The sequence below is a fragment of the Leifsonia sp. RCC_180 genome, assembly GCF_058138205.1.
In genome coordinates, this window is sequence record NZ_CP200340.1 from 1,225,139 (window position 1) to 1,238,500 (window position 13,362).

11 protein-coding genes are annotated in these 13,362 nt (G+C 70.6%); 3 read left to right on the forward strand and 8 right to left on the reverse strand.

Annotated features, from left to right (window positions below):
* Positions 1–88 precede the first annotated feature (88 nt).
* Positions 89–673, forward strand: coding sequence for a TetR/AcrR family transcriptional regulator (locus AB7E03_RS06055; protein WP_441781819.1), 585 nt, complete (start codon positions 89–91; stop codon positions 671–673).
* A gap of 47 nt (positions 674–720) precedes the next feature.
* Here the strand turns inward: AB7E03_RS06055 and AB7E03_RS06060 are convergent, their stop codons facing one another.
* The 8 genes from AB7E03_RS06060 to AB7E03_RS06095 all read right to left on the reverse strand — a co-directional run bounded on the left by AB7E03_RS06060 (position 721) and on the right by AB7E03_RS06095 (position 9,932).
* Positions 721–1,881, reverse strand: coding sequence for an aldo/keto reductase (locus AB7E03_RS06060; RefSeq protein ID WP_489940194.1), 1,161 nt, complete (start codon positions 1,879–1,881; stop codon positions 721–723).
* A 147-nt stretch (positions 1,882–2,028) separates the two neighbouring features.
* Positions 2,029–2,850, reverse strand: coding sequence for an HpcH/HpaI aldolase/citrate lyase family protein (locus AB7E03_RS06065; RefSeq protein ID WP_489940196.1), 822 nt, complete (start codon positions 2,848–2,850; stop codon positions 2,029–2,031).
* Positions 2,847–3,395 (reverse strand): MaoC family dehydratase, encoded by a 549-nt coding sequence (locus tag AB7E03_RS06070; protein ID WP_489940198.1) that lies wholly within the window; start codon positions 3,393–3,395, stop codon positions 2,847–2,849. The genes AB7E03_RS06065 and AB7E03_RS06070 overlap by 4 nt, the downstream gene beginning before the upstream one ends.
* Complete coding sequence (locus AB7E03_RS06075; protein ID WP_489940200.1) at positions 3,392–4,039, reverse strand: CoA transferase subunit B; 648 nt, start codon at positions 4,037–4,039, stop codon at positions 3,392–3,394. Before AB7E03_RS06075 ends, AB7E03_RS06070 begins: the two co-directional genes overlap by 4 nt.
* Positions 4,036–4,806, reverse strand: a complete 771-nt coding sequence (locus AB7E03_RS06080) for a CoA transferase subunit A (RefSeq protein WP_489940202.1) — start codon at positions 4,804–4,806, stop codon at positions 4,036–4,038. Before AB7E03_RS06080 ends, AB7E03_RS06075 begins: the two co-directional genes overlap by 4 nt.
* A 106-nt stretch (positions 4,807–4,912) precedes the next feature.
* Positions 4,913–6,145 (reverse strand): acyl-CoA dehydrogenase family protein, encoded by a 1,233-nt coding sequence (locus AB7E03_RS06085; protein ID WP_489940204.1) that lies wholly within the window; start codon positions 6,143–6,145, stop codon positions 4,913–4,915.
* Positions 6,142–8,304: an acetyl/propionyl/methylcrotonyl-CoA carboxylase subunit alpha gene (locus tag AB7E03_RS06090; RefSeq protein ID WP_489942869.1), complete on the reverse strand. Its 2,163-nt coding sequence runs from the start codon at positions 8,302–8,304 to the stop codon at positions 6,142–6,144. The genes AB7E03_RS06085 and AB7E03_RS06090 overlap by 4 nt, the downstream gene beginning before the upstream one ends.
* 20 nt (positions 8,305–8,324) lie before the next feature.
* On the reverse strand, positions 8,325–9,932 hold the full coding sequence (locus AB7E03_RS06095; RefSeq protein ID WP_489940206.1) for a carboxyl transferase domain-containing protein: 1,608 nt from the start codon (positions 9,930–9,932) through the stop codon (positions 8,325–8,327).
* A gap of 120 nt (positions 9,933–10,052) precedes the next feature.
* Between AB7E03_RS06095 and AB7E03_RS06100 the strand changes: the two genes are divergently transcribed.
* Together AB7E03_RS06100 and AB7E03_RS06105 are read left to right on the forward strand one after the other, a co-directional pair.
* A complete protein-coding gene (locus tag AB7E03_RS06100) occupies positions 10,053–10,676 on the forward strand; it encodes an SACE_7040 family transcriptional regulator (RefSeq protein ID WP_489940208.1) in 624 nt (207 codons plus the stop codon).
* A gap of 77 nt (positions 10,677–10,753) precedes the next feature.
* On the forward strand, positions 10,754–13,360 hold the full coding sequence (locus AB7E03_RS06105; protein WP_489940210.1) for a penicillin acylase family protein: 2,607 nt from the start codon (positions 10,754–10,756) through the stop codon (positions 13,358–13,360).
* The last annotated feature ends 2 nt before the right edge of the window (positions 13,361–13,362 follow it).

Below are 13,362 nucleotides of genomic sequence, written 5' to 3' on the forward strand. Positions count from 1 at the left end.
GGGCCGGCACCCCCTGCGCCGGAGCCCGGTGGCCCCAGAACATACGCCGGAGGCCTTGCAGGTCTCCCCAGCAGAAGGAGTCGTCCGGATGGTCGTAAGTGCCCGAGCGACCATCCGGCCGCCCGCGCCGTCGAAGGTCAAGATCCTCGCCACGGCGGATCAGCTCTTCTACCAAGAGGGTATCCACACCGTCGGCGTCGACCGGATCATCGCGGGCGCGCGTGTCACCAAGGCGACGTTCTACAAGCACTACCGGTCGAAGGACCTCCTGATCATCGCCTACGTCGAGGGCCGCGACCGCCAGGTCCGCGAGTGGTTCGCCGAGCAGGAAGCGAAGCACGACGACCCGCGCGACATCGCACGCGCGCTCGTCGACGCGATCAACCAGGATGCGGTCGACCCGGGCTTCCACGGCGACCCGTTCATCAACGCGGCCGCCCAGTTCGCCGACGAGACCGACCCGGTCCGGGTCGCCGTTACGGCTCACCGCGACTGGTACGCCGGACGCATCGAAGAGCTGTTCCGCCAGATCGGGCACCCCCGCCCCGGGGATGCGGCCGACGACCTCATCCTCGCCCGCGACGGCGCGCTCGCCGGCGGCTACGTGGGCGACCCGGTCGCCGCCGGCGCCGCGCTGCACCGCGCGTTGGACCGCATCCTCGCGGAGGCGTAGCCCGCTCGAGCAGCGCTCCCCGCCGCCAATGCGCCGGGCGCCGCGCGCTACTCGGAGACTCGGTCGAGGTCGAGCATCTGCGAGCGCGTGAGGCGGATGCCCGCGGCCGCCATGAGGGCGTCCACCTGCTCCGGCCGGCTCGCGCTCGCCACGGGCGCCGCGATCGTGCGCTTGGCGAGCAGCCACGCGAGCGCGATGCTCGCCGGCGCGACCGAGTGCTCCGCGGCGATCCGGTCGAGCACCGTGAGCACGCGCTGCCCACGCCGGTTGACGTAGGCCGACGCCCGCACGCTGCGCGCACCTGCCGTGAGGTCGCCCTTGGTGCGGTACTTGCCGGTCAGGAACCCGTTCGCCAGCGCGTAGTACGGCATGACGGCGAGCCCCTGGGCCGCGGCGACGATGCGTAGCGCGCTCTCGAACTCGGTGCGGTGCATCAGGTTGTACTGGGTCTGGATGGCGACGAACTTCGGCAGCCCCGACGACGCGAGGATGCGCGCCTCGATCAGGCGATCGGCCGTGAAGTTGGATGCGGCGAGGTAGCGCACCTTGCCGCTCTCGATCAGCCACTCGGCTGTCGCCAGGCTGTCCTCCAGCGGCGTCTCCGGGTCGTCCTCGTGGAAGTACAGCAGGTCGATGCGGTCGGTCTGCAGCCGCTCCAGCGACGCCTCCACCGCGCGCACGACGCTGACGGAGCCGAGACCCGGGTTCTCCTGGTGCCGGCCGACCTTGGTCGCGACGACCATGCGGTCGCGGATGCCGCGCTCGCGCATCCACTTGCCGATGAGCACCTCGCTCCGGCCGCCGACGTAGCTGTCGGCCGTGTCGATGAAGTTGCCGCCGAGGTCGGCGAAGCGGTCGAGGATGGCGAGGGAGGTGTCGCCGTCGGCCGTCCAGCCGAAGACGCTTGCGCCGAGCGACAGCGGGTACACCGCGAGGTCGCTCTCGCCGATGCGACGGGGAGCGATGATCGAGAGCGGTCCGGTGGTGGCGATCGCCGGGTCCATGTCGATCACGCCCGTGGGAGGATCGGCCGTCCCGGCACGCGCGAGGTCGCGATCCGCGACGTCGGCACTCGCGGTTGGGGCATCGGTACTCGAGGCACCGGTACCGGCCGCGTTCGGCCGTTCTGCCGCGCGCGCGGCACGCGTCTCGGCGCTCGCGCGGAGACCGACTGTCTCCAGGAGACGCAGGGGAAGCAGCTGTGGCATGTCTTCCCCCTTCCCCTGAGTTCTACGGCCCTCGAATCGATTCGACAACCCTGAACTTCTGATTGAACACTTGCAGCGTACGACACGCCTCCGACAGGCGAATGACGAAACGGGTGAACCTCGGAGGAAAGCTAGGTCACAGTTTCATCACGAACGGCGGAGCACCGCTCTGGCGTGCGCGAGCACCGGTCCATCGACCATCCGGCCGTCGTGGCGGAACACTCCCCCGCCCGCTGATTCCGCGGCCGCCAGCAGCGTCCGCGCGGCCTCCACCTCGGCAGGATCGGGCCGGTACGCGGCACGGATCGTCTCGACCTGACCGGGATGGATGCACGCGGTCGCCGCGAATCCGACGGCCACCGCATCCTCCGCTTCGGCCGCGAGTCCGTCGAGGTCGGCGATGTCCAGATGGACGGTGTCCACGGCGTGCACACCGGCCGCCCCGGCCGCAAGCAGCACCGCCGAACGCGCGTACCGGGCGACGTCCCGGTAGCGGCCGGACGCATCCCGGCTCGAGGTTCCCCCGAGCGACGCGACCAGATCCTCCGCACCCCACATCAGGGCCAGCACGCCCGGCGCCTGCGCGAGCGCGGGCGCCGCCACGACCCCGGCCGCCGTCTCGCAGAGGGCGATCACGTCGTAGTCGGCGAGCGCCGCGAAGTCGGAGACCCGCTCCGCCTTCGGGAGCATGACCGCGCGGTACGGTGTCGCGGCCAGCGCCGACACGTCGGCGTCGTGGTCGTCGCTCCCGGCGGGGTTCACCCGCACGATCACGCGCGACGGGTCGAGGTCGGAGGCGACCAGCGCCTCCCGCGCCCCGGATCGTCGCGCCGGGTCGACGGCGTCCTCCAGGTCGATGATCACCGCATCCGCCCGCTCCAGCGCCTTCGCATAGCGCTCGGGCCGGTCGGCCGGGCAGAACAGCAGGGCCGGCCCCCACGGAAAGACCGGAGCGACGGTTTCGGTCACAGGATGCCGTCCGGCGCCGATGCTCCCGGGTCGAGGGCGTCTGCATCCGCCGCGGGGTCGTCGACCGTGCCCGCGGGCGACGCATCCCGGCACCACACCATGACCTGGCGGGTGGCGGTCGCGACCACCACGCCGTCCTGATTCCGGCCGGTGTGCTCCAGCGTCACAATGCCCTGGCCGGGGCGGGAGGCGGACAGCCGCTTCGCGAGCACGACCGTCTCCGAGTACAGCGTGTCGCCGTGGTGCAGCGGATGCGGGAACGCGACCTCGCTGAAGCCCAGGTTCGCCACGATGGTGCCCTGGGTGAGCTGTGTCACCGAGGCGCCCACGATCGTCGCGAGCGTGAACATGGAGTTCACCAGGCGCTCCCCGAACGGCTGCCGCGCCGACCAGGCGGCGTCGAGGTGCAGCGCTTGCGTGTTCATGGTCAGCGTCGTGAAGAACACGTTGTCGGCCTCGGTCACGGTGCGTCCGGGCCGGTGCAGGTAGCGGGTGTCCGGCTCGAACTCCTCGTAGTACAGCCCGCGCTGCTCGATCTCCCTCATGCCGCCTCCTCCAGCTCCACCCGAAGCGGCGCGCCGGTCGCGGCGACCACCTCGTCGACGGTCACGCCCGGCGCGACCTCGCGGAGCACCAGCCCGTCGCCGGTCACGTCGATGACGGCGAGGTCGGTGATGATGCGGTCGACGCATCCCGTGCCGGTCAGCGGGAGGGAGCACTCGCGGAGGATCTTCGGACGGCCCTCCTTGTCCACGTGCTCCATCATCACGATGAGGCGTTTGGCGCCGAACACCAGGTCCATTGCTCCGCCCATCCCCTTCACCATCTTGCCGGGGATCATCCAGTTGGCGAGGTCGCCTGTCTCTGAGACCTCCATGGCGCCGAGGACGGCCAGGTCGACGTGGCCGCCGCGCACCATCCCGAACGACAGCGACGAGTCGAAGAAGGCGGCGCCGCGGTTCACGGTCACGGTCTCCTTGCCCGCGTTGATGAGGTCGGGATCGACCGCGTCCTCGGCCGGATACGGGCCGACGCCGAGCACACCGTTCTCCGAGTGGAGGATGACCTCGACGCCCTCCGGGATGTAGTTCGGGATGAGCGTGGGCATCCCGATCCCGAGGTTGACGTACTGGCCGTTCTCGAGTTCGCGGGCCACCCGGGCGGCGAGTTCGGTGCGTGACAGGCTCATCGGGCGCTCCCCTCGGTGGCAGCTGCGACCGTGCGCCGCTCGATCCGCTTCTCGACCGACGGCACGTGCACCACCCGCTGCACGAAGATCCCCGGGCAGTGCACCGCGCCAGCGTCGAGCTCGCCCGGCTCGACCAGCTCCTCCACCTCGGCGATCGTGATGCGGCCGGCCATCGCGGCCAGGGGGTTGAAGTTCATGGCCGCCGCGTGGAAGACGAGGTTGCCGTGCCGGTCGCCTTTCGCGGCGTGCACCAGGGCGAAGTCGGGGCGTAGGGACCGCTCCAGCACGTACTCGGCGTCGTCGAAGGTCCTTACCTCCTTCGGCTCGCTGGCAACGGCGACCGAGCCGTCGGCCGCGTAGCGCCGGGGCAGGCCGCCTGCCGCGATCTGGGTGCCAACGCCCGCAGGCGTGTAGAAGGCGGGGATGCCGGCGCCGCCCGCGCGCAGCTTGTCGGCGAGCGTGCCCTGCGGCGTGAGTTCGACCTCCAGTTCGCCGGACAGGAACTGGCGCGCGAACTCCTTGTTCTCGCCGACGTACGAGCTGACCATCTTGCGGATGCGCCGCTCGGCGAGCAGCAGCCCCAGCCCCCAGTCGTCGACGCCGCAGTTGTTGCTTACGACCTCGAGGTCGGTGACGCCCGCGTCGAGCAGAGCCTGGATGAGCCCGCTCGGGATGCCGCACAGCCCGAACCCCCCGACGGCGAGCGTGCTCCCGTCCGGGATGTCCGCGACCGCTTCCGCCGCGGTGGCGACCGTCTTGTCGATCATCCGTCCTCCTCCTCGTCGAGGTCCCAGCCAACAGTTCCGGAGTTTTTCGCTCGACACGCCGCCTGGCGGTCGAAAAACTCAGGAGCTGTCGGCGTGTGCGTTCAGGTTAGGCGGTGAAGCCCAGCGCGCGGGAGATCACCATGAGCTGCACCTCGGTGGTTCCCTCGCCGATCTCCAGGATCTTCGAGTCGCGGTAGTGCCGGGCGACGGGGTTCTCGTTCAGGAAGCCGTAGCCGCCGAAGATCTGCGTCGCATCCCGAGCGTTGTCCATGGCGGCCTCGCTCGCGGTGAGCTTGGCGATCGACGCCTCCAGCTTGAACGGCTTGCCGGCCATCAGCTTGAAGCAGGCGTCGTAGTACGCGAGTCGTGCCGCGTGCACCCGGGCCTGCATCCGCGCGATCTTGAAGGCGATGTACTGGTTGGAGCCGATCGGGCGCCCGAACACGTTGCGGCTCTGGGAGTAGCGGATGGCCTCCTCGAGGCATCCCTGGGCGGCGCCGGTGCACAGCGCAGCGAACGCGACGCGCCCTTCGTCGAGCGTCTCGACGAAGTTGGCGTAGCCGCGGCCGCGCTCCCCGAGCAGGTTCGCCTCGGGGACGTGGACGTCGGTGAGCGTCAGCGGGTGCGTGTCGGAGGTGTGCCATCCGACCTTGTCGTACACCGGCTCGGCCACGAACCCGGGCGTCCCGGTCGGCACGATGATGGCCGAAAGCTCCTTCTTGCGCGAGCCGTCGGCGCGCGTCGACTCGCCGGTCACGGCGGTGATGGTGACCAGCCGCGTGATATCGGAGCCGGAGTTGGTGATGAACTGCTTCGTGCCGTTGATGACCCACTCGCCGTCGACGAGCTCGGCCGTGGTCTTGGTGCCGGAGGCGTCGGACCCGGCCTCCGCCTCGGTCAGCCCGAACCCGGCGAGTGCTTCGCCGCGCGCGAGCATAGGCAGCCACTCCTGCTTCTGCTCCTCGGTGCCGCTGCGGTAGATCGGCATGACGCCGAGACCGACGCCGGCCTCCAGGGTGACGCCGATGGACTGGTCCACCCGGCCGAGCTGCTCGACGGCTAGGCAGAGCGAGAGGTAGTCCTTGCCCTGTCCGCCGTACTCGACCGGGAAGGGCAGGCCGAACAGGCCCATCCGTCCCATCTCGGCGATGATGTCGTACGGGAGGCTGCGCTTGGTGTCGTACTCGTAGGCGGCGGGGGCGACGACGGTGTCGGCGAAGTCGCGCACCTCGTCGCGGAGGCGGCGCTGCTCGTCGGTGAGCTGGAAGCCGGCGATGTCGGTGTCGGCGGCGGCAGCGCGTCCGCCGGTCGTGCCGGGTCGGGTCATCTGCATGGTCATGCGGGTCCTGTCTCTTGTGGTGACTTTTCTCTTGCGGCGGCCGGTTGTGCCGGCGTCGCGTCCGCCTGCAGGGGCGGCACTTCGGTGGTGGAGGGAGTGGATGCGTCCTCGTCCGCGTCGACACGGGCGACGAGCTGGTCGAGCCGGACGAGGTCGCCCGGTGCGACGTGCACGGATACCGTTCCGGCGACCGGGGCCACCAGGCGGTGCTCCATCTTCATCGCTTCGACGACGACGACGGTGTCGCCTGCCTCGACGCGCGCTCCTGCCTCGACGGGCACGGCGACGACGGTCCCGGGCATGGGCGAGCGGAGCTCGGGATGCGCGGCGAGCGTGCCGCGGTCGACGGCCGCGAGCCGTTCGGCGAGCCGGGTGGCGCGGTCGCGCAGGCGAAGCGGTCGCGACCGGCCGTTGCGGGCGAGCCAGACGGTCGAGCCGTCACGGGCGAGGTCGTAACGGATCGTCTCGCCGTCGAGGTCGAGCAGGGCGACCGCGGGCTCGCCGGCGACGTCCGGCTCGCGCAGACGCAGGGAGGCGTGACGCGCTTCGGCGCCCTCGGCCTCCGGCTCCCGAACGATGCTGACGACCGCATCCTCCCCTGCCCCGGAAACAGTCACGGTCACACCGTCGACGTCGTAGCGCACGGGACGCGCCCGGTCGAGCCGCCATCCCGTCGGCGCCGCCCAGAGCGCACCGACAGCGGGCTTCTCGGCCCACCGGTGGTGGTGCGCCAGCAGCGCCACCGCGACCTGCTCCTGTTCCGTGACAGGAACCGGCTCGAGGTCCGAGAAACGCCGGTCGATGAGGGTCGTGTCCATCCGCCCGGCGATCACGTCGTCGTCGGAGACGAGGCCCACGAGCCAGGCGAGGTTGGAGACGGCACCGAGGATGCTCGTCCCGCTGAGGGCGCCGCGCAGGCGTGCGAACGCCTCGCGACGGTCCTCGCCCCACGCAATCACTTTCGCGAGCATCGGGTCGTAGTCGGTGACGATCGGGATGCCCGCCGCGATGCCGTTGTCGACCCGTATGCCCTCGCCGCGCGGCTGTCGCAGCGCGAGCACCTGGCCGGCGGCCGGAAGGAACCCGCGCTCCGGGTCCTCGGCGTAGACACGCGCCTCGACGGCGTGGCCTTGCAGCGTGAGGTCGGTCTGGGCGAAGGGGAGCCGCTCCCCCGCGGCGATCCGCAACTGCTGCTCCACGAGGTCCACGCCCCGCACGCCGCGCACAGCGGTGACCAGCTCGGTGACGGGATGCTCGACCTGCAGCCGCGTGTTCATCTCCATGAAGAAGAACTCGTCCGGCGCGTCCGCGGACACCAGGAACTCGACCGTCCCGGCCCCGACGTAGCCCACGCTGGCGGCGACGCGGCAGGCCGCCTCGCCGATGCGCTCCCGCGTCACGGCATCCAGCAGCGGCGACGGTGCCTCCTCGACCACCTTCTGGTGGCGGCGCTGCAGCGAGCACTCGCGCTCCCCCAGGTGGACGATGCCGCCGTGCTGGTCGGCCAGCACCTGCACCTCGATGTGGCGCGGGGATGCGACCAGGCGTTCCAGGAACAGCGTGTCGTCTCCGAAGGCCGCGGCGGCCACGCGCCGGGCGGCGCGCAGCGCCTCCGGCAGATCTGCGGCCGCATGCACCGCCTGCATGCCCTTGCCGCCGCCGCCCGCCGAGGGCTTCACCAGCACGGGGAAGCCGATGCGCTCGGCGGCCGCAATGAGGTCGTCGTCGCTCAGCCCCGGCTCCGCGATGCCCGGGATGGTGGGGACGTCGTGCTCGGCGACCGCGTGCTTTGCCGTGATCTTGTCGCCCATGACCTCGAGCGCGTGCACGCCCGGGCCGACGAAGACGATGCCGGCGCGCTCGCACGCCTCGGCGAGCGCCGGATTCTCGGACAGGAACCCGTAGCCCGGGTGCACGGCCTCCGCGCCGGTGCGGCGGGCCGCATCCAGAATCGCGTCGACGTTCAGGTAGCTCTCGCGCGCGGCGGCCGGGCCGAGCCGGACCGCGACGTCGGCGAGCGCGACGTGCGGCGCTTCGCGGTCGGCGTCGCTGTAGACGGCCACCGAGCGGATGCCGAGGCGCTGCAATGTGCGGATGACGCGGCAGGCGATCTCGCCGCGGTTGGCGACGAGCACGGTGCGGAACGGGGTAGAGGTCACGGGCGTCGAGGTCACGGCGATCACATCCGGAAGAGCCCGAAGGCCGTGTCGGGGAGCGGCGAACGGGAGACGACGTCGAGCGCGAGTCCGAGCACGGTGCGGGTGTCCGCGGGGTCGATCACGCCGTCGTCCCACAGTCGCGCCGTGGAGTAGTACGGGTTGCCCTGTTCTTCGTACTGCGCCGTGATCGGCGCCCGGAAGGCGTCCTCGTCGGAGGCGGACCACTCCTCGCCGCGCGCCTCCAGCTGGTCACGCTTGACGGTCGCGAGCACGCTCGATGCCTGCTGGCCGCCCATCACCGAGATGCGGGCGGCGGGCCACATCCACAGGAACCGCGGTGAGTACGCACGGCCGCACATGGAGTAGTTGCCCGCGCCGAAGGAGCCGCCGATCACGACCGTGAGCTTCGGCACCCGGGTCGTCGCGACGGCGGTGACCATCTTGGCGCCGTTCTTGGCGATACCGCCCGCCTCGTCGTCGCGGCCGACCATGAACCCGGAGATGTTCTGCAGGAAGAGCAGCGGGATGCCGCGCTGGTCGCAGAGTTCGATGAAGTGGGCGCCCTTCAGCGCCGACTCGCTGAACAGCACGCCGTTGTTGGCGACGATGCCGACGGGATGCCCGTGGATGTGGGCGAAGCCGGTCACCAGCGTCGTCCCGTACTCGGGCTTGAACTCGTGGAATCCGCTGCCGTCGACGATCCGCGCGATGACCTCGTGCACGTCGTACGGGGCCTGTACGTCGACGGGGACGACCCCGTACAGCTCGGCGGGGTCGGCTGCCGGTGGAACCGTCTCGGCGACGGTCCACGCAGGCTCGGCGGGCGCCGGGAGCGTGGCGACGATGTCTCGGACGATCGCGAGGGCGTGCTCGTCGTCCTCGGCGAGGTGGTCGACGACTCCCGAAGTACGGGCGTGGAGGTCGCCGCCGCCGAGATCCTCCGCAGTGACGATCTCGCCGATCGCGGCTTTCACGAGCGGCGGTCCGCCGAGGAAGATCGTGCCCTGGTTGCGCACGATCACCGTCTCGTCGCTCATCGCGGGCACGTAGGCGCCGCCCGCGGTGCACGAGCCGAGCACGGCCGCGATCTGCGGGATCTTGGCGGCCGAGAGCCGCGCCTGGTTGTAGAAGATGCGGCCGAAGTGGTCGCGGTCGGGGAAGACCTCGTCCTGCATGGGCAGGAAGGCGCCGCCCGAGTCGACCAAGTAGATGCACGGGAGGCGGTTCTCCAGCGCCACCTCCTGCGCTCGCAGGTGCTTCTTCACGGTCATCGGGTAATAGGTGCCGCCTTTGACGGTCGCGTCGTTGCAGACCACCATGACGTGGCGCCCGGCGACCATCCCGATGCCGGCGATGACGCCGGCGGCCGGGCTCTCGTCTCCGTACATCCCGGTCGCTGCGAGCGGGGCGAGTTCGAGGAACGGGCTGCCCTCGTCGAGCAGCGCGTCGATGCGGTCGCGCGGGAGGAGCTTGCCGCGCGCCACATGCCGCTCGCGGGCGCGCTCGGGGCCGCCCGCAGCCGCCACGGCGAGCCGTCGCCGCAGATCGGCGACGAGCTCGCGCTGGGCGGCGTCGTTCTGCTCGAACCGGGTGTCCGTGGCGGACGCCTCGCTGGTCAGGGTCGGCATACTGCTCCGTGTGTCGTCGTCGACATTCGGTTAGTGGTCACTAACTCGATTTTTAGGTTAGTGTTCATTAACCGAAAAGTCCAGCACCGCCGGAAACCGGCCGACACCCCATCGAGGACGATGACCCAGCTCGACCCCGCCGCTCCGCTCGAGCGCCCGACGCAGCGCAGTCAGGCGAAAGCCGACCGCCGTGCCGCTCTGCTCGAAGCGGCCGCCGGGCTGTTCGCCGAGCGCGGCTTCAACGGCGTCTCGATCGAAGACCTGGGCGCTGCGGTCGGCGTCAGCGGGCCGGCGGTCTACCGGCACTTCGCCTCCAAGCAGGCGGTGCTCGAAGCGCTGCTCGTCGGGGTCAGCGAGCGCCTCCTCGCCGGCGGCGAAACCGTGGAGCAGACGGCGGTGGATGCCGATGCGGCCCTGCAGTCCCTGATCGGCTTTCACATCGACTTCGCGCTCGGCGAGCCGGACACCATCCGCGTCCAGGACCGCGACCTCGACTCCCTCACCGATAGCGCCCGCCGTCAGGTGCGCCGGCTTCAGCGTCGCTACGTGGAGGTGTGGATGCGCGAGCTCGGAGCACTGCATCCCCGGCTCGTCGACGACGAACTGCGCGTCCGGGTTCAGGGAACGTTCGGCCTTCTGAACTCCACGCCGTACACCGCCCGCGTTGGCACGCACCAGGTCGCTCCCGACGCGGTGCGCCCGGTGCTCGAGCGGATGGCATGGGCCGCGCTGACCGCGCCCTGAAACACCACCCGCACCGCCGTCGGGCCCATGGGATAGTGTCCAGAAGACGGCGTACCCCGACCCGGCGAAGGAGTGACGTGGGCGACGACACCCCCCGACTCAGACGGCACCATCGGGTTCTGCGGGTGATCGGCGGAGTGGTCGCCGTACTTCTCGTCCTCGTCGTCGTCGCCGGCGGTATCGGCGTGTGGACCGTCACGCGCTCGTTCCCTCAGACCTCCGGCTCAGTCGACGTGCCCGGCCTCACGCAGCCGGTCACGGTGTACCGCGACGACGCCGGCGTGCCTCAGCTCTACGCCTCAACGGCCGACGACCTGTTCCGCGCCCAGGGATACGTGCACGCGCAGGACCGCTTCTGGGAGATGGACTTCCGTCGCCACGTCACCTCCGGCCGGCTGTCCGAGATGTTCGGCGCAAGCCAGGTGCCGACGGACACCTTCATCCGCACGCTCGGCTGGCGTCGCGTCGCCGAGCAGGAGGTGAAGCTCCTCGATCCGACCTCCCTGCGGTATTACCAGGACTACGCGGACGGCGTGAACGCCTACCTGAAGCAGCACTCCGGCGCCGAGCTGTCGCTCGAATACGCGGTGCTGGGGCTGCAGAATCCGTCGTACACGCCGCAGCAGTGGACCCCCGCCGACTCGGTCGCCTGGCTGAAGGCGATGGCGTGGGACCTCCGGTCCAACCTCGAAGAGGAGGTCGATCGCGCTCTGCTCGCCACCAAGCTGAAGCCGGAGCAGGTGGCCGAACTGCATCCCGGCTACTCGTACACGACCCATCCGACGATCACCGACCTCGGTGGTGGGAGCCCACGGACGGTGACTCCGGATGCGCAACCGGGCGCGGCCGCGTCCTCGGGCAGTGCGGAGGACAGCGCCTCGGCCGCTGTCGACCCCGCGCAGTACGCGTCCGGGCTCGAGCAACTCGCCGCGAGCGTCCAAGCACTCCCCCAGCTGATGGGGCCTGCGGGCGACGGCATCGGCTCCAACTCGTGGGTCGTCGGCGGAGCGCACACCGCGAGCGGCAAACCGCTGCTGGCCAACGACCCGCACCTCGGCGCCGCCCTCCCCTCGGTCTGGTATCAGATGGGCCTGCACTGTACGGCCGTCGGCCCGAAGTGTCCGTTCGACGTCGCCGGCTTCAGCTTCTCCGGCTTCCCCGGCATCGTCATCGGGCACAACGACCGCATCTCCTGGGGTTTCACCAACCTAGGGCCCGACGTCGCCGACCTGTTCGTCGAGAAGGTGACCGGAAACACCTACGAGTACGACGGCAAGCAGGTGCCGCTTCAGAAGCGCACCGAGCGCATCCGCGTCGCCGGAGGTGCTGATGTGACGATCACCGTCCGCTCGACGTTGCACGGGCCGATCGTGACGAACATCGGCGATGCCTACGCAACGATCGCGAAAGACCAGGCGGGCAAGCTCGGTATTCCCGCGCAGCAGTTCCAGATCTCGCTCGCGTGGACGGCCCTGACGCCGGGCACGACCGCGAACGCCATCTTCGCCTTCGACGCCGCGCGCGACTGGACCGCTTTCCGAGCGGCAGCCCAGCAGTTCCAGGTGCCGTCGCAGAACCTGGTCTACGCCGACGTGGATGGGCACATCGGCTATCAAGCGCCCGGCCTCATCCCGATCCGGACCGGAGGCAACGGCACGATCCCGATGCCCGGCTGGAGCAGTCAGTACGCCTGGACCGGGACCATCCCCTTCGACCAGCTGCCGTCGGTCTTCGACCCGCCCTCCGGCTACATCGTGACGGCCAACAACGCAGCGGTCGGGCCGGGATTCCCGCAGCTCATCACCGCGGACTGGGACCTCGGCTACCGCGCGAACCAGATCGAGCTGCGGCTCAGCGGCCTCTTCGGCGCCGGGAAGAAGGTGGCCGCGAAGGACATGTCGGCCATCCAATCCGACGCCTACGACGCCAACGCGGCCGCCGTCGTCCCGGTGCTGCGGGAGGTCGCCGACAAGCCGGATGCGTCCGCCGACCTGCAGCGGGCCGCTCGGCTCCTCGAGAACTGGGACTACCGCGACGACGCGGACAGCGCTGCCGCCGCGTACTTCGCCGTGTTCTGGAAGGAGCTCCTGCACGACATGTTCGGCCGCAAGCTCCCCGTGGCGACGGCGCCGACGGGCGGCGACCGCTGGTTCTCCGTCGTAGGCTCACTCGTGTCGCAGCCCGACTCCTCGTGGTGGGCGGACTCGGACCTCGGCACCTCGGACCGCGACTCGATGCTCGCCTACGCGGCCGACCGCGCCTGGGGCACCGCGCGGAAGCTGCTCGGAGACGACACCTCCGCGTGGCGCTGGGACCGCATCCACACGCTGACGCTGAAGAACGCCAGCCTCGGGGAGTCGGGTGTCGCGCCGATCGAGTGGCTGTTCAACCGCGGCCCCTGGCACGTCGGCGGAGGGTCGGCCGTCGTGGACGCCACGGGATGGGACGCCTCGGTCGGCTACGCAGTCTCGCGCCTGCCCTCGATGCGGATGGTCATCGACCTCAGCCGCTTCGACGCGAGCACCTGGGTCAACCTCACCGGAGCGTCCGGCCACGCGTTCGACGCGCACTACACCGACCAGACAGACCTGTGGGCCGCCGGGAAGACCCGCCCGTGGCCCTTCACCGCCGCGGCCGTGCGCCACGCCGCCGCCCAGACGCTCACCCTGCGTCCGCCCCGCTGACG